Here is a 19117-nt window from a genome sequence, read left to right as displayed (position 1 = left end):
TGTTTATGTACCTGTACAATTCGGCCACCCACAAGAAAGAGGAGTTCAAGACCCACACCCCCGGCCGCGTGGAGATGTACACCTGCGGCCCCACAGTGTATCACTTCGCCCACATCGGCAACCTGCGCAGTTATATCATGGAGGACGTGCTGGAGAAGTTCCTCCGCTGGACTGGCTATGATGTCCACCGGGTGATGAACATCACCGACGTGGGCCACCTGACCTCCGACGCCGATGAGGGCGAGGACAAGATGCTCAAGGGCGCCAAGCGGGAGCACAAGACGGTCATGGAGATCGCCCAGTTCTACACCGATGCCTTCTTTGAGGACTGCCGCAGGCTGAATATCAAGACGCCGGATGTGGTCCAGCCCGCCACCGGCTGCATCGACGAGTATATCAAGATCGTCTCCAAGCTGATGGATACCGGCTATGCCTACTTCGCCGGCGGCAACGTGTACTTCGACACCTCCAAGCTGGGGCGGTACTACGTCTTCAACGACCACGACGAGGAGGACTTGGCCGTAGGCGTCCGGGAGGGCGTGGAGGAGGATCCCAACAAGCGCAACAAGAACGACTTCGTCCTCTGGTTCACCAAGAGCAAGTTCGAGGACCAGGCCCTGAAGTGGGATTCCCCCTGGGGCGTAGGGTATCCGGGGTGGCATATCGAGTGCTCCGGCATCTCCCTGAAGTACAATGGGGAGTATCTGGATCTCCACTGCGGCGGCGTGGACAACGCCTTCCCCCACCACACCAACGAGATCGCTCAGAGCGAGAGCTACCTGGGCCATCCCTGGTGCCCCCAGTGGTTCCACGTCCATCACCTGAATACCTCGGACGGCAAGATGTCCAAGTCCAAGGGTGAGTTTCTCACTGTGTCCTTGCTGGAGCAGAAGGGCTATGACCCCCTGGCCTACCGGTACTTCTGCCTCCAGAGCCACTACCGCAAGGCGCTGGTGTTCACCTGGGAGAACCTGGACAACGCGGCGGCGGCCTACACCAAGCTGATCGCCCGCATCGCGGCCCTAGACCCGGCGGACGGTCCGGTGGACCAGGAGGCCATGAAGCCCTACCGGGAGAAGTTCGGGCAGCAGATGGGCAACGACCTGAACACCTCCATGGGCGTGACGGCCCTGTTCGACGTGCTGAAGGCAAAGACCAACGACGCCACCAAGCTGGCCCTGATCGGGGACTTTGACAGCGTGCTGTCCCTGGGCCTGCTGGAGAAGGCGGCGGCCAAGCGGGCGGAGGCCGCCCAGGCCAAGACCACCCAAACCGAGAGCGGCTACACCGTCACCGGCGAGGGGGACCCGGCCATTGATGCGCTGGTGCTGGCGCGGTACGAGGCGAAGAAGGCGAAGAACTTTGCGGAGGCGGACCGCATCCGGGATGAGCTGAAAGCCCAGGGCATCGAGATCATCGACACCAAGGGCGGCGCAAGCTGGAAGCGGGTCTAAACGCAATACAGACAGAAAAATCCTCCCCGTTTGATAACGGGGAGGATTTGTTTTCGGGGTCACCACTCCCGGTCCTGATAGGGGGTGTCCGCCACGCCCTCGTCCCGGAGTCTTGCCACCAGCCGGTCCAGGGGGCCCCGCCAGAGCTTCTGGAACCAGGCGGTCCGGCCGAACCACTTTACCAGCGTGGGGCTGACGGCGTAGTAGGCATGAAGGAAGGTCCGGCCGTACCAGGAGGCGGCCAGGGTATGATCCCGGAAGCGCCGCAGGGTCCACACCTGGGGGCAGTCATAGGAGCCATACACCGCAGTGGCTATGTAGCAGCCGGGAGGATCGCCGTACTTGATGTTGGCTCCGGTGAGCTTTTCCGAGCTGCCGTCCATGTAGAGGACCTCCACCATGACCAGGTCCAGCGTTGTAATGGAATAGTTGTACCAGACATTTTCCCAACATACGTCCCGGAAAATCTTGCCCGGCTGAATCGGCCCGGTACATTTCAGTCCGGCCTTGGTCTTGCCGGAGATGGTACAGCTTTAGGCATCCTTCACCGCGTTGTAGGGGACCACATCAAAGTAGACGTATTTGATGGTTTTCTGCGTGTCATTTTGAAAGATAATCTGTACACTGACACCGCCCGCGCTGTTGGGACCTGGCTTCCATGTATCCAGATCCTTGTGACCAAGCTGCAAATCTCACAGAATAATCATACCACCGCTCCTCCGCAATAATTTTTAGGATTCCCTTTTTCTCAAAACTGCACAGGGAAGCGGGATACCGCCTCTCCCTGTTTTTCACCGCACCGGCCCCGGGGGCTTGCGCCCCCAGGCGGTGGGTAAAAAACAAAAACACCGCGCAGGGTCACCCCTACACGGCGTAAGAAGAGACTTCTTATGCAACACAGGCATGAAACGATAACGGCAAAAGCCGCCCTTTACAAAAAGGCCGGAATGTCGTATCATAATTCATGCGGTGCGGCCTTTCGGCCGTTGTGTAGGTGCGTCATCACCTGCATAGGTTTCCAGGTGTTGGCGCACCTGGAAACTGCCGCATTTTTGTTTTTCATGTCGATGATATCACGATTGGGATTCGCTTGCAAGTCCTTTTCCAAATTTGCCCGGCGGGGCAGCAGGGCTGTCCCGCCTTCCTCTTGACAAAATCCGACAAACCGGATACTATAGAACCGCTATTGTGCAACATAGTGGCCTTTTTGGCCGAGAGAGGAGATCGCGCCATGGAGCTGACCCGGGCGGTGGGGGAGAATATCAAGCGCATCCGCAAGAGCAAGAAGCTCAGTATGGAGCGGCTGGCGGCGGAGGCCGGCGTGTCCCGCTCCATGCTGGGGCAGATCGAGCGGGGGGAGGCCAACCCCTCTGTGGGGCTGCTGGGCAAGCTGGCCGGGGCATTAAAGGTCCCGGCGGAGGTGCTGCTGGAGAACGACGACTTCGAGCCGCTGCTGCTTCTGCGGGAGCTGGACAACAAGGCCGCCCGGCTGGATGGGGGCAAGGCGCTGTTGCGGCCCTCGCTGCCCTATGACGACGTGTTGCGGCAGGAGACGTTCTTTCTGGACCTGTACATCAGCGGCCGGTACGCGCCGGAACCTATGGTGCCCGGCTGCGTGTGCCTGGCCACCAGCCTCTCCGGCACGGTGCTGCTCCACGCGGAGGGGCAGGACTTCCAGCTGCTGGAGCGGGACGCCCTGCGGTTCGCGGCGGATCAGCCCTTCTGGCTGGAAAACCAGTTCAACGGCACCGCCCGGTTGCTGCTGACTTACCGTTATTTGAAATGAGGAGGATTTTTTCATGCACATTCGGACTGCCTCTCTGGCGGACGCGGCTGCCCTGGCGGCGGTGGAGGCCGCCTGCTTCCCACCAGCGGAGGCTGCCACGGCGGCGGAGATCACAGACCGTCTGGCCTACTACGCAGACCACTTCTGGCTGCTGGAGGAGGACGACGGCACGCTGGTGAGCTTTGTGGACGGCATGACCACCGACGAGCCCACGCTCCGGGACGAGATGTATGAAAACGCCGCCCTCCACGACGAGGACGGCACCTGGCAGATGATCTTCGGCGTCAACACCCTGCCGGCCTATCGCCGCCGGGGCTGCGCCGGAGCGGTGCTGGAGCGGGTGATTGCCGACGCCCGGGCCCAGGGAAGACGCGGCTGCGTCCTCACCTGTAAGGACAAGCTGGTCCACTACTACGAAAAATTCGGCTTTGTGAACGAGGGCGTCTCCCAGTCCACCCACGGCGGCGTGGTATGGTATGACATGCGCCTGACCTTTTGAAAGAGAAAGAGAACCCGCCGGCCATCAGGCCGGCGGGCTTGTCTTTGTTATGGCGGGAACTCAGTCACCCATAGGGGCGCCGCACTGGGGGCAGAACTTGCTGTCAGAGGCCGCGCCGCAGATGGGGCAGATCTTCTGGGCGGGAGCCGCTGCCTCAACCTCGGCGCCATCGTCCTTACGGGGTTTGCTGGCCTCCAGCTCGGCGATCTTGGCCTTAGAGGTGTTGACGGCCTCTACCAGGTCCCGGACGGCGTCGGGGATCTCCCCCTCGTACTCGCTGACGAACCACTCGCCGATGGTGCGGTAGTTCTTGTCGATCTCCCGCTGCTCCCCGGCGATGGCCATGGAGATGCGGGTCAGCTCCGCCGCGTCCTTGGCTTTATCCGCTGCCACGGCGGCCACATCCTTGGCCTTGTCGGCGGCCACGTAGGCCAGGTCCTTTGTCTTTTTGGTCAGATCCTCAAAAAAAGCCATGTCGATAAACTCCTTTCACCTGCGGACGAAACGCCGCACTGATCGTCTTCATTTCCGTTTCATGCCTCTCACTTGGCTTCAGTATAGCGCACTTTTCCACTGAACGCAACAAATTCCGGATTTGTTTACACATCGTTTTCAATCCACCGCAACGCCCGGTCCACCGCCCGGCGCCACAGGCGGTACTGGGCCTCGCAGGCGGCCTGGGGCCGCTGGGGCAGAAATACGTGCTGGCTGCGGCGCAGGGCAGCCACTTCCTCCAGACTGCCCCACACTCCGGCCGCCAGCCCCGCCAGGGCTGCAGCGCCGAAGGCAGTGGTCTCCACCTGGGCGGGTCGGTCCACCGGCAGTCGCAGCAGATCCGCCTGGGTCTGCATCATGATGTCGCTGACGGAGGCACCACCGTCCACCCGTAATGTGGTGATGGGGCAAGGGGCGTCGGCGTTCATGGCCTGTACCAGATCCGTCACCTGGAAGGCGATGGCGTCCAGCACCGCCCGGGCAATGTGGGCCTTGGTGGTGCCACGGGTCAGCCCCACGATGGTGCCACGGGCGTACATGTCCCAGTAGGGGGCGCCCAGGCCGGTGAAGGCGGGCACCACGTAGACGCCTCCGGCGTCCGGCACGCTCTCCGCCAGCCGGTCGCACTCCGGGGCGGAGGAGATGAGCCCCAGTTCATCCCGCAGCCACTGGATGGTGCTGCCGGCGTTGAACACGCTGCCCTCCAGGGCATAGGTAGTCTCGCCCCCCAGGGACCAAGCCACGGAGGTTACCAATCCCGACTGGGAGGCCACCGGCTCACCGCCCACATTCATCAGCGTGAAGCAGCCGGTGCCGTAGGTGTTCTTCGCCTGGCCCGGCGTGAAGCAGGCCTGGCCGAACAGGGCCGCCGGCTGGTCCCCGGCGCTGCCGCAGATGGGGATGCCCGCCAGATCCTCCAGTCCGGGAATGTCCGGGGCCACACGGCCGTAGAGATGGCAGTTGGGCAGCGGCTCCGGCAGCAGGGAAGCGGGGATGCCCAGCGCCCGGCAAAGCGCCTCGTCCCATTGGAGGGTGTGGATGTTGAACAGCATGGTCCGGGAGGCATTGGAGTAGTCTGTCACGTGGGCTGCCCCGCCGGTGAGGTTCCAGATGAGCCAGCTGTCCACCGTGCCGGCGCACAGCTCCCCCCGCTCCGCCCGTTCCCGGGCGCCGGGGACGTGGTCCAGCAGCCACCGGATCTTGGTGCCGGAGAAGTAGGCGTCGATCAGCAGGCCCGTCCGCTCCGCCACCAGGGGGCCCAGGCCGTCGGCCTTCAGCGTGTCGCAGAGGGGAGCGGTCCGGCGGCACTGCCATACGATGGCGTTGCAGACCGGCTGCCCGGTGGAGCGGTCCCAGAGGATGGTGGTCTCCCGCTGGTTGGTGATGCCCAGGGCGGCGATCCGCTTGGGGTCGATGTGGGCGGCGCCCACGACCTCCGCCAGGGCCCGCTTCTCCGTGGCCCAGATTTCCAGCGGATCGTGCTCCACCCAGCCGGGCTGGGGGTAGATCTGGCGGAAGGGGTGCTGGGCGCGGGAGACGATCTCCCCGGCCCGGTTGAACAGGATGGCCCGGGAGCTGGTGGTTCCCTGGTCCAGGGCAGCGATGTATGTTTCCATGAATGCGGCCTCCTCTGGCGTTTGTGACGGAAGTGTGGTATCATCGACCCAGAAAGCAGGCATCCTACGCCTGATGGCACACAGTATAGCACAGAGAGGATGATTTTTCCATGGTGAGAAACGAATTTACCTTCCCCTCCGCAGACGGGCGGACCGGCATCCATGCGGTGGAGTGGACGCCGGACATGGCACCCCGGGCGGTTCTGGTGCTCTCCCATGGCGTGTCGGAGCACATCCTGCGGTATGAGCCCCTGGCGGCCTACCTGACGGAGCGGGGCTTTGCCGTGGCGGGCCACGATCACCTGGGGCACGGTCTCTCCGTGGCGGCGGGGGCGCCCCGGCTGTACTTCGGACCCAGGGGCAGCTGGGACTGGGCGGTGCAGGACCTCTATGCCCGGCGGGAGCTGGCAGGGCAGCGGTTCCCCGGCCTTCCGGTGTTCCTGCTGGGGCATTCCATGGGGTCCTTCCTGGCCCGGACGTATCTGATCCGCTACCCCGGCACCGTGGCCGGAGCCATCCTGATGGGCACGGGGCAGATGCCCCCGGCGCTGGTGGCGGCGGGCCGCGTCCTGGCCGCCCGGGAGGCCAGAAAGGTAGGGGACCGCCATTCCAGCCCCTTGGTGAACAAGCTGGCCTTCGAGGCATACAATCAGAAATTTGCCCCCAACCGCACGGGATACGACTGGCTCTCCGCCAGCACGGAGAACGTGGACCAGTATCTTGCGGATCCCCTCTGCGGAGGGGACCCCACCATCGGACTCTTTCGGGAGATGCTGCGGGGGATCGCCTGCATTGAGAAGCAAGAGAACCTGAAGCGGATGAACCGGAATACCCCGGTCCTCTTCCTCTCCGGGCAGGACGACCCGGTGGGGGACATGGGCAAGGGTGTCCGGCGGGCGTACCGCAGCTTCCGCCGCTCCGGTGTCCGGGACGTGGAGATCAGGCTTTATCAGGGCCTGCGGCATGAGATCCTCCAGGAGACGGGCCGGGAGAAGGTCTATGCGGACGTGGCGCACTGGCTGGAGGCCCACCTGCCGGAACAGTGACCGGCCGGACGCAAAAGGAAGCCGGGCATGGACGTTTCCCCATGCCCGGCTTCTTACGCAGCCCGCAGATTTCCCAGAGACAGCACTGCGGGATCTCCTGCCCGGCGCAGCAGCTGGAGGGAGACCACTGTGTCGGCGGTGAACACCAGCAGCGCGGCATAGGTGGCGGTTGGCGGCACGGCGGCCAGCGCCGGGGCTATCGCTGCCTGGATCACCGGCAGCCCTGCTGCCACCAGCAGGCTCCAGGCCAGGGAGAAGGGCAGGCAGACCCGGCCCCGCAGATTCCACCGGACCTGGGAGTAGTCCCAGAACCGCACACCCAGCAGACGGTCATAGAGAACGTGTACGGCATACTCCACTGCTGTGGCCGCCAGACCGCCCCACAGGGCCAGAGACCAGAAGCTGCCGCTCAATGATTCCGGCAGGGCCAGCACCGCCAGGGCCCCCAGCCCGTACACCGGGCACATGGGCAGCAGCAGAAAGCACTTCCGGGCCTGCCGGTCCGCGTGGGTGGCGATGGCGTACCCCCGTTCCAGCAGATAGCCGAGAAAGCTGTATGTCCAAAATGTCCATAGCCACAGAGACAAGCGTCCCCCTCCTCTCCCTGTCCAGTCTGTCCGGACGGAAGAGATTCATACCTCATTGCGCGGCGGAAGATTTTGTGTTACAATGGCCGCAAAGAGGCCGCTGCCATTTGGCTGGGCGGCCGAGGGGCATCCGCCGCCGGTGTGGTGCCCCGGAGAGAGGCACGAAGGAGGGGGAGGCGGATGGCGGATACCTGGGAGGCGCTGGAGCAGGCCTGCGGACAATGCCGGAACTGCGCCCTGGCGGAGACCCGGCTCCACGTGGTGTTCGGTGACGGTGCCCGGGACGCGGAGATCCTGCTGGTAGGGGAGGGCCCCGGTCAGCGGGAGGACGAGCAGGGCATCCCCTTCGTAGGGCCGGCGGGGCTGCTGCTGGATGATATGCTGGAGATCATCGGCCTGGACCGGACGAAGGTGTATGTGGCCAACATCGTCAAGTGCCGCCCGCCCAGGAATCGGGACCCGCTGAATGTGGAGCAGGACGCCTGCATCGGCTGGCTCCGGCGGCAGACGGCGCTGCTGCGGCCCAAGCTGATTGTCTGTCTGGGCCGGATCGCCGCCAAGGCTATCATCAAGGAGGACTTCAAGATCACCGCCGAGCATGGGAAGTGGTTCCAGCGGGGCGGCGTCCAGATGACGGCTATCTACCATCCCTCCGCGCTGCTGCGGGATGTGGAGAAGCGGCCGGAGACCTTTGTGGACCTGAAAGCTATTCAGGCCAAGGTGCGGGAGATCTGCACCCACACGGACTGCTGAACCGGGAGGCACTGCCTCCTGGTTTTTTATCTATATTGTAAACTTTATTTTTTTTAAGGTTGACAATTATGGAAAGCCTTGCTATACTTCCTCCAGACACAGGAGAGGAGCGATCTGATTTGAAACAGACTTCCAAGACTAGGACCCGGCTGCGGACGGTGGACCTGGCGTACGCCGCCCTGTTCGCAGTGCTGCTGATGGTGTGCGCCTGGATCAACATTCCCCTGACAGTGCCGTTCACGCTCCAGACCTTTGGCGTGTTTGCAGCCCTGGGGACCCTGGGGGGCCGGCGGGGGACATTGGCTATCCTGGCATATCTGCTGCTGGGCCTGGTGGGCCTGCCGGTGTTCTCAGGCTTTCAGGGAGGCCCGGGCGTTCTGCTGGGCACCACCGGCGGGTATATCCTGGGTTTTCTGGCCTCGGCCCTGCTGTATTGGGGCATGACCGCCCGGCTGGGCGACCGTCCGGCGGTGACGGCCGCGGCCATGGTGCTGGGCCTGCTGGTGTGCTATGCCTTCGGCACCGCCTGGTTCCTGGTGGCCTATGCCCGGGCGGCGGGGCCCATCGGCCTGTGGGCAGCACTGGGAATGTGCGTGTTCCCCTTTGTGGTGCCGGACCTGGTGAAGCTGGCCTTGGCGTGGATGCTGTCCCGGCGGCTAGCGGGCTGCCTGCGGTAGAACAGCACAGCCTCCCCCAAAAGGTTTGCGTTCCCGGAAAAAGTGTGATATGGTGAAACGCGGATTTTGTCAGCCTTTGGAGGGACGGAAATGAGACTGTTGGCATTTTTCAAGCGGGAGGTGGTGCTGACCGTGGCGGCACTTTGCGCACTGGCCACCATGGTCCTGGTGCCGCCGGACGCCGCCTATCTGGGCTACATCGACCTGCGGGTGCTATGCCTGCTGCTGTGCCTGATGGCGGTGGTGGCGGGCTTCCAGTCCTGCGGGGCGTTCCGGTGGCTGGCCGGCCATCTGCTGTCCCGGGGGACCGGACCCAGGGCCCTGGCAGTGATCCTGGTGCTGCTGCCCTTTTTCTGCTCCATGGCCGTGACCAATGACGTCGCTCTTATCACCTTTGCACCCTTTGCGCTGCTGCTTCTGGACCAGATGGACTGCCGGGCCGCGGCGGTGCCGCTGCTGGTGCTGCAGACCATTGCCGCAAACCTGGGCAGCATGGCCACGCCGGTGGGCAATCCCCAGAACCTCTACCTTTACGGGGCCTATGGACTCTCTGCCGGGGATTTTTTCCCGGTGGTGCTGCCCCTGGCGGGGATCAGTCTGGCCTGCCTGACCGCGACGGCCTTGCCGGTCCTGCCCAGGGATCTCCAGATCCCTCCGGTGCACCCGCAGCCCCTGCGGCAGCCCGGGAAGTTGGCCCTGTACGGCGCACTGTTCCTGCTGTGCCTGCTGACGGTGTTCCGCATTCTGCCCTATGGTCTGCTGACGGTTCTGGTGCTTGGGACGCTGGCCGCAGTGGAACCTGCTCTGCTGCGGAAGCTGGATGTGAGCCTGTTGTGCACCTTCATCTGCTTCTTCGTGGTATCCGGAAACCTGGGACGGCTGCCTGCCGTTCATGGGTTTCTCCAGAGTCTGCTGGAGCGCAGCACCCTGCTGACCGGCGTGCTCACCAGCCAGATCATCAGCAATGTACCGGCGGCGGTGCTGCTGTCGGGCTTCACAGACAACTGGAGGGAGCTGCTGCTGGGCGTGGATATCGGCGGTCTGGGAACCCCGGTAGCATCCCTAGCAAGTTTGATCACGCTCAAGCTGTATCTTCGCTCCCCGGGGGCCCGCCCCGCCCGGTATCTGGCGGTGTTTACCGCCTGGAATGCAGCGCTGCTGGCGGTGCTGCTGGCGGCGGTCTGGCTCACGTCGGTGGGGGCGTAATATCAGACATAAACCGGAGGCACGGCCAAGCCATGCCTCCGGTTTGTGCTTTTACACGTTATCGCAGCAGCTTCTTCCGCTCCCGCCAGTCGGGGAGTACCTGCTCCAGCAGCGCGTAGAAATCCGGCCCGTGGTTTTTCACTTGGATGTGGCACAGCTCATGGACCACCACCAGGTCCATGGCCGCATCCGGACAGTTCATGAGAAAACAGGAGAAGCACAGGCTGTTCTTTCCGCTGCAGCTGCCGTAGCGGGTGCGGGCGGAGGTGATCCTGACGCCAGTAGGGAACAGGCCCATTTTCTCACTGTAATAGGCGATTTTCGGCGGCAGGACCTGCCGTGCCTTTTCCTTCAGGGCGCCGATCTCCGCCTGGGTGGGGGCGGAGGGGGCCAGGGCAGCCCGGCGGCGCTGCTGTTCCAGGTGCCGGGCGATCCAGCCGGCGTGACTGGCCACAAAGTCGTCGATGCGGGCCTGGGACAGGCGGCGGGGGGCCCGCACCACCACGCGGCAGTCCCTTGTGATCTCCAGGGCCAGGGTCTTCCGGCCGGAGCGGATGAGTTCATACGTTTCCATGCCGTTACAGTAGCACATCCGGCGGAAAAACGCAAGCGCGGCGGAAGGGATAGAATAAGGGTAAAACGCCTAAAAGAAGAATGCTAAAATGAAATAATTGTAAATTAAGATAAAATTATTTTCGATTTCGCTTGCCTTTTTTCGAATAAGAGATATACTAATTGCGAAAGGAACAAGAAAAAGGAGGCAATAATATGCCACGGACTTCTCAAAAGACAATTGCAGCAAAGCCTAAAACCAATACACGCCTGTCTAAAAAGCCGCCGTTGACGCCGACGCAGCTGAAACAGGTCGACGCCTGGTGGCGGGCGTCCAACTACCTCTCCGCCTGCCAGCTGTATCTGTTGGACAATCCCCTGCTGAAGCGCCCACTGGCCGCCTCCGACCTGAAGCAGACCATCGTGGGCCACTGGGGCACCGTGCCGGGGCAGAACTTCATCTACACCCACCTGAACCGGGTCATTCAGAAGGACGATCTGGACATGATCTACCTCTCCGGCCCCGGCCACGGCGGCAACGCCATGGTGGCCCAGGACTGGCTGGACGGCACCTATACGGAGGTCTATCCCAACATTACCCAGGACGAGGACGGCATGCGGAAACTGTTCAAGCAGTTCTCCTTCCCCGGCGGCGTGCCCAGCCACGTGGCGCCGGAGACACCTGGCTCCATCAACGAGGGCGGCGAGCTTGGGTATTCTCTGGCCCACGCCTTCGGCGCTGTGGCGGATAACCCGGATCTCATCGCCGCCTGCGTGGTGGGCGATGGTGAGGCGGAGACCGGGCCCCTGGCCACATCTTGGCACTCCAACAAATTCCTGAACCCCATCACTGACGGCGCGGTGCTGCCCATCCTGCACTTGAACGGCTTCAAGATCGCCAACCCCACCATCTTCTCCCGGATCTCCCATGAGGAGGTGGAGCAGTTCTTCCGCGGCTGCGGCTGGGAACCCCGCTTTGTGGAGGGCAGTGAGCCGGAGAAGATGCACCAGCAGATGGCTGCCACCCTGGACTGGGCCATCCGGGAGATCAAGCGCATCCAGCAGCACGCCCGCACCACGGGAGACACCACCCGCCCCCGCTGGCCCATGATCGTGTTCCGCTCCCCCAAGGGCTGGACCGGCCCCAAGGAGGTGGACGGCAACCCCGTGGAGGACTGCTTCCGAGCCCACCAGGTACCCATCTCCATGGGCCCTGACACGGAAAAGCACCTGCCCATCCTGGAGCAGTGGCTCCGCAGCTATCACCCGGAGGAGCTGTTCGACGAGGAGGGACGGCCGGTGGATCTGCTGCGCTCCTTCGCCCCCAAGGGGGACCGGCGCATGGGTGCCAACCCTCACGCCAACGGCGGCCTGCTGCTGCGGGACCTGCGGACGCCGGACTTCCGGGACTACGGGGTGGAGGTTCCCGCCCCCGGCGAGGTGGAGGCCCAGGACATGCTGGTGCTGGGCGGCTACGTCCGGGATGTGATGAAGCTGAACCTGGAATCCCGGAATTTCCGCATCTTCGCCCCGGACGAGACGGCCTCCAACCGGCTCCATCCGGTGTTTGAGGTCACCGGCCGCCGCTTCCTGGGGGAGCGGTACGAGAATGAGGACCCGGATGAGCACCTGGACCCGGACGGTCGGGTGATGGACTCCATGCTGTCCGAGCACATGTGCGAGGGCTGGCTGGAGGGCTACCTGCTCACCGGCCGCCACGGCTTCTTCAACAGCTACGAGGCATTCATTCGCATCGTGGACTCCATGTTCGCCCAGCATGCCAAGTGGCTGAAGACCTGCAACGAGCTGCCCTGGCGGCAGGATATCGCCTCTTTGAACTATATCCTCTCCTCCAATGTGTGGCAGCAGGACCATAACGGCTTCACCCACCAGGACCCCGGCTTCCTGGACCACGTGGCAAACAAGAAGGCGGACGTGGTGCGCATCTATCTGCCCCCGGACGCCAACTGCCTGCTGAGCGTGTTCGACCACTGCATCAAGAGCCGGAACTATGTGAACGTCATGGTGGCCAGCAAGCATCCCCGCCCCCAGTGGCTCACCATGGACCAGGCGGTGAAGCACTGCACCCAGGGCATCGGTATCTGGGACTGGGCCTCCAACGACCAGGGGGAGGAGCCGGACGTGGTCATGGCCTGCTGCGGCGACACGCCCACTCTGGAGACGCTGGCGGCGGTGACGATCCTGCGGAAGGAGCTGCCAGAGCTGAAGATCCGGGTGGTGAACGTGGTGGATCTGATGAAGCTCCAGCCCCACACGGAGCATCCCCACGGCCTCACGGACATGGAGTACGATATGCTCTTCACCCAGGACAGGCCCATCATCTTTGCCTACCACGGCTACCCCACGCTGATTCATGAGCTGACCTACCGCCGGCACAACAAGCATCTTCACGTCCGTGGCTACAAGGAGGAGGGCACCATCACCACGCCCTTCGACATGCGGGTCCTCAATGATATCGACCGGTTCCATCTGGTGATCGACGTGGTCCAGCGGCTGCACTCCCTGGGTAACCGGGGGGCCTATCTGGTCCAGCGGATGAACGACAAGCTGGTGGAGCACCGCCAGTATATCAAGGATCACGGCGTGGATCTGCCGGAGATCCGGGAGTGGAAGTGGAACAACGGCAAGGGAATTGAGTGAGCCGCTTTTATCAGCAAAGTAGAAGTGCCCCGCCTCGAAAGAGGCGGGGCACTTCTGACGCTGTTTTAGAATTGCGGGGTGAAAATGGTGGTTCCATCTTCTTCCGTGACCACATAGAAGCCGTGACATGTCAGGTCCAGCAGCTGCTGCAGGGCTGCCGGTGAGGTGGCGTAATCCTTGACACTCTCCGGGGCAGTCCAATCCGCGCCGGCATCCAGATTGTAGGCTTCGATCCAATCCGGCAGGGCCTGGTCCACTTCCTCCAGTGTCACAGAGCGGGTCACTGCGGTGCCGTCCGGGGCGGCGTAGGTCCACTGCACCTGCCCCAGGTTGCCGATCAGCGCCAGCAGGGAGGGAGCGATGGCATACATCCGCTTGTCGATGTCGCGCTCCACACCCAGTACATGAGCGGTGACGCTGTCGAAGTGAATGGTCAGGCCATAGGGCTCGCTGGTGGTTTGCAGGCTGATGGTGTAGTTATAGGGGAGCTCCATACTGGAAAGCCAGAGGCCGATCTCATGGACCAGGTTCCCCACGGCAGTGGCGTCGCCTACATAGGGGGTGCGGGCGTCGTAGATCCACAGTGTGGATTCAAGAATAGTGGTGCCGTTCTGCCAGACCAGCCTGCCACAGACCCAGACTTCCTTAAGCCCCTCCAGTGGGACCCGAAGGTCTACTAGATCGTTTGGGTGAATGAAAGAGGCTCTCGCTTCACGGGCGGTGAAAGAAACAACCCCATCTTCTGTCTCATCCTGTTCCCAGCCGTAGAAGGCATTGACAGCATACAGGCAGTCCACATTGACAGACAGGGTGTCCCCATCCACAATTTCCACGAGGCGAACCCCCACATCATTGGCTTGTCCCGGCCCGCCAATGATGAAGATTTTTGTAAGAATCACTGCCGCCAGCACCAGCGTGGTGCAGGCCACCGCCAGCCATACTCTCCGCCGGTTCCTGCGCCGCACCTTTTTCAGATAGTCCACCTCCCGGGCGGTCTCTTCGGCGTTTTGACCCGCCGCTTCCGTTTCCTTCGCCCCCATGGCGGTCCGCTTGGCCGCACAGGCGGGGCAGGACGCCAGATGGGCCTCCACCGCCATGTTGGTTTCCTCCGAGGTCAGCCTCTCCACATAGGTGGGCAGCAGGTCCTCCACAATGGCGCAGGATAATTCAGGAATGTTCTTCATGGTCTGCTCCTCCTTTCCGCAGTGCCTCCTTGCCCCGGTAAAACGTCACCCGGGCCCAGGTCTCCGTCCGTCCCAGCACGTCCCCGATCTCCCGGAAGCTGAGGCCCCCGAAGGCCCGGAGGTACACCACCTCCCGGGTGCTGGGGGGCAGGGCATGGATCTGCCGCAGCAGGTCCAGATGGCCCTGCCGGGTGAGCACGTCCTCCTCCGCGGAGGGGCCCGGCAGGCCGTCCTCCGGCAGGGGCTCCTCCGGTTTTCGTTTCCGCAGGTGCTGGTACCACAGGTGCTTGGCGATCTGGCACAGCCAGACGGACACCTTGCAGGAGCCGTTGAACCGGTCGATGGACCGGACGGCCTGGTAGAAGGTCTCCTGGGTCAGCTCCTCCGCCAGGTCGGCGTCATGGCACTGGGAGAGGAGAAATTTATAGACGGTCCTGGCATGGGCCTGGTAAATTTCTTCCATGTTGGCCAAGGGCATCTCCCTCCTCTCTGTCAGGTATGTCCGGCTGGCGGGGGATTCGTTACACGGATTTGAAAAAAATTCTCTATCCCGGCAGGGAGAGGGATGGGCCGCCGAACGGCGGCCGCGGGGGATTCCGCTCCCGCAGGGGATGCGCGCCCCATTTTCTTTTTGAGACATCAAAAAGAAAATGCGCCGCGCCCGGTGGAAAAGAAAACATGTTCGGCGGGTCGGCCTGCGCAGGCGCAGCCCTCCTGCCGCCGGCGGGGGAAGGTTGGCAGTCCCTTGCGGCAGTCAGAGACGGAAACGCGCCGCCCTTGGGGAAACCTCCAGCCCGGGGAGGTACAGGGATACCCCCCTGCCCCTCTCCCCGCTGCCGCTCACGCTCCCGCGAAGAACCAGGCAGCGCCTAGCGAAGCGGAAGGCGCGGAAAGAGAAGCTGGTCGAATGCATCCTTGCACCCTGACGCTGTCGGCACCATCCGCCACGGGACAGCAGTCACGACCTCGCAGAAGATGATAGCGTGCCCGAAGGCAAGCCCAAATCGGCGCTTGTACCGATACGCCGACCCCGTCAGCACAGAGGCGCGAATGCGCCGGCGTGCGCTAAAAGCGGCCTTTTCTTTTGGACCGGGCGCGGCCCGTTTTCTTTTCGGCAAGACCGAAAAGAAAATGGGGGGCGCATTGCCCAGCCATCCTCATGGCTGAATTCACCCGGGCGGCAGATTGCCGCCCCTGCGGCGCCTCCAGAAGAAAGCCCCCTCTCTGGGGGCGGGGAAGCAAAAAAAGGCGGCCGGCCCTCCGGCCAGCCGCCCCACGGTCTGTCTTTATGCCAAAAATCCCTTGAGGATCCGGTCCTCCGCTTCCTCCTCGGTGAGGCCCAGGGTCTCCAGCTTCAGCAGCTGGTCCCCGGCGATCTTGCCGATGGCGGCCTCGTGGATCAGCTGGGCCTCGGTGTCGTTGGCGGCGATCTCCGGCACGGAGCTGATCTTGGCCTGTCCCATAATAATGGAGTCGCACTGCACATGGCCGAAGCACTTGGCGTTGCCCACCACGCAGGGGCGGAACACCTGGGAGGACTCGTCCTGGGCCACAGACCGGGAGATGACCCGGCCCTTGGCGTCCTCACCGTTCAGCTCGATGACCATGTCGCTGTCCGCCACCTGGCGGCCGTGGGTCAGCAGCCGCTCTGTGATGACGGCCTCGGCCCCCTTGCCGCAGACGATCTTGGTGTACCGCTTGGTGGAGTCCACGCCCCGGATCTGCACCGTGTCCATCTGGATGGAGGCGCCCTCCTCCAGATACACGATGGTCTGGGGGTTCATGATCTTCTCGCCCCTGCCGTCCCCCTCAGCGTAGTGCTTTTCCGAGTAGTGGACATGGGAGTTTTTGCCCACATGGAAGGTGTGGATGCCGTCGTGGCGGGACTCCTGGTCGCCGCAGTTGTGGATGCCGCAGCCGGCCACGATCTCCACATCGCAGTCCTCGCCGATGTAGAAGTCGTTGTACACCGTCTCTTCCACACCGGACTTGGTGATGATGACGGGGATGTGGCAGGTCTCGCCCTTGGTCCCGTCCAGAATCCGGATGTCGATGCCGGCGTGGCCGTCGGTCCGGTCGTCGATCTTGATGTGCTCCGTGGACACCCGGCCGTCACAGCCGCAGTCCTTACGAATGTTGAAGGCCCCCACGGGCTTACCGATCAGGTCCGCGATCTTCTCCAGCAGCTCCCGGTCCACCTGTGTGTCCATCATACAGCAGCACCTTCTTTCGTCAGCACCGGGCACCCGGACAGGGTGTCCGCCAGGATCTGGGGCAGGATCTCCTCAGGTGTGCCCCGGTGGCGCAGCTCCCCGTCGCCCACCACGATGATCTCGTCTGCCAAGGAGATGATCCGCTCCTGGTGGGAGATGATAATCATGGTCGCGGTGCCGCTGGCGTGGATCTGTTCAAACGTCTCTGTCAGCCGGGCGAAGCTCCACAGGTCGATGCCCGCCTCCGGCTCGTCGAAGATCATCAGCTGGCTGCTGCGGGCCAGGATGGTGGCAATCTCGATGCGCTTCACCTCGCCGCCGGAGAGGGAGGCGTCCACCTCCCGGTCCAGATAGTCATTGGCGCACAGGCCCACCTTCGTCAGGTACTGGCAGCACTGGTCCTTGGACAGCTTCTCATTCCCGGAGGCGATGGTCAGCAGGTTGCGGACCGTCAGCCCCTTGAACCGGGGGGGCTGCTGGAAGCCGTAGCTGATGCCCAGACGGGCCCGCTCCGTGATTCCCAGGTCCGTGATATCCTGACCGTTCCACAGAATCTGGCCGCCGGTGGGCTTCACCAGACCCATGATGATCTTGGCCAGGGTGGTCTTGCCGCCGCCGTTGGGACCGGTGAACACCACCAGTCGGTGGTCGTCGATGGTCAGGGAGATGTCGTTTAAGATCCCCAGCTCACTGTCGCCCTCCCGGACGGCGTAGCTGATATGTTTCAATTCCAGCATACAATCGGAACCTCCTTTGCTGGCATCAATCCTCGCAGTTTCCCTATTTTAACAGAAACAACGGGAAAAAGCAATGAAAAAGGGAACTCTCGTCCTATGATATTTTAACCCTGGGGCGAATTTCATACGTGTGATTTTTGCAACAGGAACCGTTTTTTCCCAAGCGCATACACTGGGGAGAAAAGGAGGGACCTGGATGGAACAGACCATACATACTCCGGAGACCTATGACTTCCGGAAATACGACCAGATCTGGCGGCGGGTGGCCCCCAACCTGGAGCCCTATCCCGACCTGCGGGAGCCGGCGGTGCCCGCGATGGCGCCCCTGGCCTCTGGTGCCGCACCGCGGGCTTCCCAGCCGCCGGCCGGTGAGGACTTGGAGCACCTGCCCGGTGCGGAGGAGAACCCCTGCTGCATGGGCACCATGGCGCAGGAGGAACTGGGAGTGATCGAAGGGTTCATCGAAGTGGAGCTGGCAGATAGGCGGACCTATCAGGCATTCGCCCGGCGGGCACCGGCTTTCGCCCGGGGGACGATGCGGGATTTGGCAAACGCGTCGGGCGCAGCTGCCCGGCGGCTGATGACGGCCTACTACCTCATCACTGGGAACTGCTACCGCCCGGCGGTGGCCAGCGGACGGATTTCCATAGATAGCTGGTGCCCCGCCCTGCGGGAGCGGTACCATGTGGAGGCCTGCAACGGCATGAACTACCTGCGGGCGGGGGAGGAGACCACAGACCCCTGCCTGGGGCGGCTGCTGAAGGAGCTGGGAGAGGAATCCTACCGTCAGGCGGACCAGCTGATGGCCCTGCTGGAGCGGGCGCTGTGAGCGGAAAGAGGGGAAGGGCGCCGAAAAAACGCCGTTCCCCTCTTTTCCATGGCCGGAAAATGTGTTATACTAAATCTTAAATTTTGAAATCCAGCGGGAGGAACGGGATGTTTACCGGCTTTACAGACGAGACTGTGGACTTTATGTGGGGCATCCGCTTCAACAACGAGCGGGCCTGGTTTGAAGCTCACAAGGAGATTTATCTGACGCACTTTTATCAGCCCATGCGGGAGCTGGGGGACGAGCTCTATGACTACATCGCCGCCAAGCGGCCGGATCTGGGGCTCATCCGCAAGGTGACCCGGATCTACCGGGACGTCCGGCGGCTCCACGGCCGGGGGCCTTATAAGGAGAGCCTGTGGTTCTCTATCGAGCAGCCCTCGGAGGAGTGGACGGCCCACCCCACCTTCTGGTTCGAGCTGATGCCGGAGGGGTGGACCTGCGGCATGGGGTATTATATGCCCAAGCCGCTGACGATGGCCAAGCTGCGGGCCCGGATCGACCGGGACCCCGCCGCCATGGAGAAGCTGATGCGGAAGCTGAACCGCCAGAAGGAACTTGTCCTGGAGACGGAGGACTACAAGCGCCCCAGGGCCCCGGCCCCTTCCAAACTGCTGGAGCCCTGGTACCGGGCCAGGAGCTTCACCATCTGTCACAATGACAAGCTGACGGACGAGCTGTTCAGCCGGGACATCGTGGAGCGCCTGAGACAGGACTTCACCTTCCTGCTGCCCTATTACGACTACTTCGTCACCCTGGAGGGCGACCCGGATCCCCGGGATGCTGCCCCGGTCTGATTTTACAAAAGGAGAGCGATCAAAG

At 63.0% G+C, this 19117-nt stretch carries 19 protein-coding genes; 10 read left to right on the top strand and 9 right to left on the bottom strand.

Annotated elements, in window-relative coordinates:
* Positions 1 to 5: 5 nt before the first annotated feature.
* Positions 6 to 1454: a cysteine--tRNA ligase gene (gene cysS, locus DN611_RS12905; protein ID WP_021749616.1), complete on the top strand. Its 1449-nt coding sequence runs from the start codon at positions 6 to 8 to the stop codon at positions 1452 to 1454.
* A gap of 59 nt (positions 1455 to 1513) precedes the next feature.
* Here cysS and DN611_RS12900 read toward each other — a convergent pair whose 3' ends face one another.
* The gene (locus DN611_RS12900) at positions 1514 to 1837 is read right to left on the bottom strand and encodes a CFI-box-CTERM domain-containing protein (protein ID WP_119311573.1); all 324 of its coding nucleotides are present in this window, start codon (positions 1835 to 1837) and stop codon (positions 1514 to 1516) included.
* An 848-nt stretch (positions 1838 to 2685) separates the two neighbouring features.
* On the opposite strand from DN611_RS12900, the gene DN611_RS12895 reads away from it, so the two are divergent.
* Positions 2686 to 3240: an XRE family transcriptional regulator gene (locus DN611_RS12895; RefSeq protein ID WP_025544818.1), complete on the top strand. Its 555-nt coding sequence runs from the start codon at positions 2686 to 2688 to the stop codon at positions 3238 to 3240.
* 13 nt (positions 3241 to 3253) lie between these two features.
* Positions 3254 to 3739 (top strand): GNAT family N-acetyltransferase, encoded by a 486-nt coding sequence (locus DN611_RS12890; protein WP_025544819.1) that lies wholly within the window; start codon positions 3254 to 3256, stop codon positions 3737 to 3739.
* A 60-nt stretch (positions 3740 to 3799) separates the two neighbouring features.
* On the opposite strand, the gene DN611_RS12885 is transcribed toward DN611_RS12890, so the two are convergent.
* Complete coding sequence (locus tag DN611_RS12885; protein WP_021749611.1) at positions 3800 to 4213, bottom strand: zinc ribbon domain-containing protein; 414 nt, start codon at positions 4211 to 4213, stop codon at positions 3800 to 3802.
* 125 nt (positions 4214 to 4338) lie between these two features.
* Positions 4339 to 5850 carry a glycerol kinase GlpK gene (glpK, locus tag DN611_RS12880; protein WP_119311572.1) on the bottom strand — a complete coding sequence of 504 codons (1512 nt, stop codon included), beginning with the start codon at positions 5848 to 5850 and terminating at the stop codon, positions 4339 to 4341.
* Positions 5851 to 5960: 110 nt separating this feature from the next.
* Between glpK and DN611_RS12875 the strand changes: the two genes are divergently transcribed.
* Positions 5961 to 6896 carry an alpha/beta hydrolase gene (locus DN611_RS12875; RefSeq protein WP_119311571.1) on the top strand — a complete coding sequence of 312 codons (936 nt, stop codon included), beginning with the start codon at positions 5961 to 5963 and terminating at the stop codon, positions 6894 to 6896.
* 53 nt (positions 6897 to 6949) lie between these two features.
* Here DN611_RS12875 and DN611_RS12870 read toward each other — a convergent pair whose 3' ends face one another.
* Positions 6950 to 7483, bottom strand: a complete 534-nt coding sequence (locus DN611_RS12870) for a putative ABC transporter permease (RefSeq protein ID WP_021749608.1) — start codon at positions 7481 to 7483, stop codon at positions 6950 to 6952.
* A 180-nt stretch (positions 7484 to 7663) separates the two neighbouring features.
* Between DN611_RS12870 and DN611_RS12865 the strand changes: the two genes are divergently transcribed.
* The 3 genes from DN611_RS12865 (at position 7664) to DN611_RS12855 (ending at position 10119) form a co-directional block, all read left to right on the top strand.
* The gene (locus DN611_RS12865) at positions 7664 to 8236 is read left to right on the top strand and encodes a uracil-DNA glycosylase (protein ID WP_025545513.1); all 573 of its coding nucleotides are present in this window, start codon (positions 7664 to 7666) and stop codon (positions 8234 to 8236) included.
* Between the two features lie 119 nt (positions 8237 to 8355).
* Positions 8356 to 8913 (top strand): biotin transporter BioY, encoded by a 558-nt coding sequence (locus tag DN611_RS12860; protein WP_394802904.1) that lies wholly within the window; start codon positions 8356 to 8358, stop codon positions 8911 to 8913.
* Between the two features lie 90 nt (positions 8914 to 9003).
* Complete coding sequence (locus DN611_RS12855; RefSeq protein ID WP_119311569.1) at positions 9004 to 10119, top strand: SLC13 family permease; 1116 nt, start codon at positions 9004 to 9006, stop codon at positions 10117 to 10119.
* A gap of 58 nt (positions 10120 to 10177) precedes the next feature.
* Here the strand turns inward: DN611_RS12855 and DN611_RS12850 are convergent, their stop codons facing one another.
* Positions 10178 to 10693: a M48 family metallopeptidase gene (locus tag DN611_RS12850; protein ID WP_021749604.1), complete on the bottom strand. Its 516-nt coding sequence runs from the start codon at positions 10691 to 10693 to the stop codon at positions 10178 to 10180.
* A 194-nt stretch (positions 10694 to 10887) separates the two neighbouring features.
* Between DN611_RS12850 and DN611_RS12845 the strand changes: the two genes are divergently transcribed.
* On the top strand, positions 10888 to 13332 hold the full coding sequence (locus DN611_RS12845; RefSeq protein WP_051319967.1) for a phosphoketolase family protein: 2445 nt from the start codon (positions 10888 to 10890) through the stop codon (positions 13330 to 13332).
* A gap of 65 nt (positions 13333 to 13397) precedes the next feature.
* On the opposite strand, the gene DN611_RS12840 is transcribed toward DN611_RS12845, so the two are convergent.
* The 4 genes from DN611_RS12840 to DN611_RS12825 form a co-directional block, all read right to left on the bottom strand.
* Positions 13398 to 14516 carry a DUF4825 domain-containing protein gene (locus tag DN611_RS12840; RefSeq protein ID WP_119311568.1) on the bottom strand — a complete coding sequence of 373 codons (1119 nt, stop codon included), beginning with the start codon at positions 14514 to 14516 and terminating at the stop codon, positions 13398 to 13400.
* Positions 14500 to 14994, bottom strand: coding sequence for an RNA polymerase sigma factor (locus tag DN611_RS12835; RefSeq protein ID WP_021749601.1), 495 nt, complete (start codon positions 14992 to 14994; stop codon positions 14500 to 14502). The genes DN611_RS12840 and DN611_RS12835 overlap by 17 nt, the downstream gene beginning before the upstream one ends.
* An 808-nt stretch (positions 14995 to 15802) precedes the next feature.
* Positions 15803 to 16729, bottom strand: coding sequence for a SufB/SufD family protein (locus DN611_RS12830; RefSeq protein ID WP_021750876.1), 927 nt, complete (start codon positions 16727 to 16729; stop codon positions 15803 to 15805).
* Entirely contained in the window at positions 16726 to 17466 is a 741-nt protein-coding gene (locus DN611_RS12825) for an ABC transporter ATP-binding protein (protein WP_021750875.1), read from the bottom strand. Before DN611_RS12825 ends, DN611_RS12830 begins: the two co-directional genes overlap by 4 nt.
* 196 nt (positions 17467 to 17662) lie before the next feature.
* Here DN611_RS12825 and DN611_RS12820 point away from each other — a divergent pair, with 196 nt between their 5' ends.
* Complete coding sequence (locus tag DN611_RS12820) at positions 17663 to 18295, top strand: ferritin-like domain-containing protein (RefSeq protein WP_119311567.1); 633 nt, start codon at positions 17663 to 17665, stop codon at positions 18293 to 18295.
* Positions 18296 to 18402: 107 nt separating this feature from the next.
* A complete protein-coding gene (locus DN611_RS12815) occupies positions 18403 to 19092 on the top strand; it encodes a DUF2461 domain-containing protein (protein WP_021750872.1) in 690 nt (229 codons plus the stop codon).
* Positions 19093 to 19117: the final 25 nt, after the last annotated feature.

Origin of the sequence: Oscillibacter sp. PEA192, assembly GCF_003574015.1 — a bacterium.
Taxonomy (GTDB): domain Bacteria; phylum Bacillota; class Clostridia; order Oscillospirales; family Oscillospiraceae; genus Oscillibacter; species Oscillibacter welbionis.
Note: the sequence above shows the minus strand (reverse complement) of the source record. Positions and strands in the feature narration are given on the sequence as shown.

Bases quoted from the DNA above. Each gene is read 5' to 3' on its own strand.
- cysS (WP_021749616.1), top strand. From the start codon at position 6: ATGTACCTGTACAATTCGGCCACCCACAAGAAAGAGGAGTTCAAGACC.
- DN611_RS12900 (WP_119311573.1), bottom strand. From the start codon at position 1,837: ATGGACGGCAGCTCGGAAAAGCTCACCGGAGCCAACATCAAGTACGGC.
- DN611_RS12895 (WP_025544818.1), top strand. From the start codon at position 2,686: ATGGAGCTGACCCGGGCGGTGGGGGAGAATATCAAGCGCATCCGCAAG.
- DN611_RS12890 (WP_025544819.1), top strand. From the start codon at position 3,254: ATGCACATTCGGACTGCCTCTCTGGCGGACGCGGCTGCCCTGGCGGCG.
- DN611_RS12885 (WP_021749611.1), bottom strand. From the start codon at position 4,213: ATGGCTTTTTTTGAGGATCTGACCAAAAAGACAAAGGACCTGGCCTAC.
- glpK (WP_119311572.1), bottom strand. From the start codon at position 5,850: ATGGAAACATACATCGCTGCCCTGGACCAGGGAACCACCAGCTCCCGG.
- DN611_RS12875 (WP_119311571.1), top strand. From the start codon at position 5,961: ATGGTGAGAAACGAATTTACCTTCCCCTCCGCAGACGGGCGGACCGGC.
- DN611_RS12865 (WP_025545513.1), top strand. From the start codon at position 7,664: ATGGCGGATACCTGGGAGGCGCTGGAGCAGGCCTGCGGACAATGCCGG.
- DN611_RS12855 (WP_119311569.1), top strand. From the start codon at position 9,004: ATGAGACTGTTGGCATTTTTCAAGCGGGAGGTGGTGCTGACCGTGGCG.
- DN611_RS12850 (WP_021749604.1), bottom strand. From the start codon at position 10,693: ATGGAAACGTATGAACTCATCCGCTCCGGCCGGAAGACCCTGGCCCTG.
- DN611_RS12845 (WP_051319967.1), top strand. From the start codon at position 10,888: ATGCCACGGACTTCTCAAAAGACAATTGCAGCAAAGCCTAAAACCAAT.
- DN611_RS12840 (WP_119311568.1), bottom strand. From the start codon at position 14,516: ATGAAGAACATTCCTGAATTATCCTGCGCCATTGTGGAGGACCTGCTG.
- DN611_RS12835 (WP_021749601.1), bottom strand. From the start codon at position 14,994: ATGCCCTTGGCCAACATGGAAGAAATTTACCAGGCCCATGCCAGGACC.
- DN611_RS12830 (WP_021750876.1), bottom strand. From the start codon at position 16,729: ATGATGGACACACAGGTGGACCGGGAGCTGCTGGAGAAGATCGCGGAC.
- DN611_RS12825 (WP_021750875.1), bottom strand. From the start codon at position 17,466: ATGCTGGAATTGAAACATATCAGCTACGCCGTCCGGGAGGGCGACAGT.
- DN611_RS12820 (WP_119311567.1), top strand. From the start codon at position 17,663: ATGGAACAGACCATACATACTCCGGAGACCTATGACTTCCGGAAATAC.
- DN611_RS12815 (WP_021750872.1), top strand. From the start codon at position 18,403: ATGTTTACCGGCTTTACAGACGAGACTGTGGACTTTATGTGGGGCATC.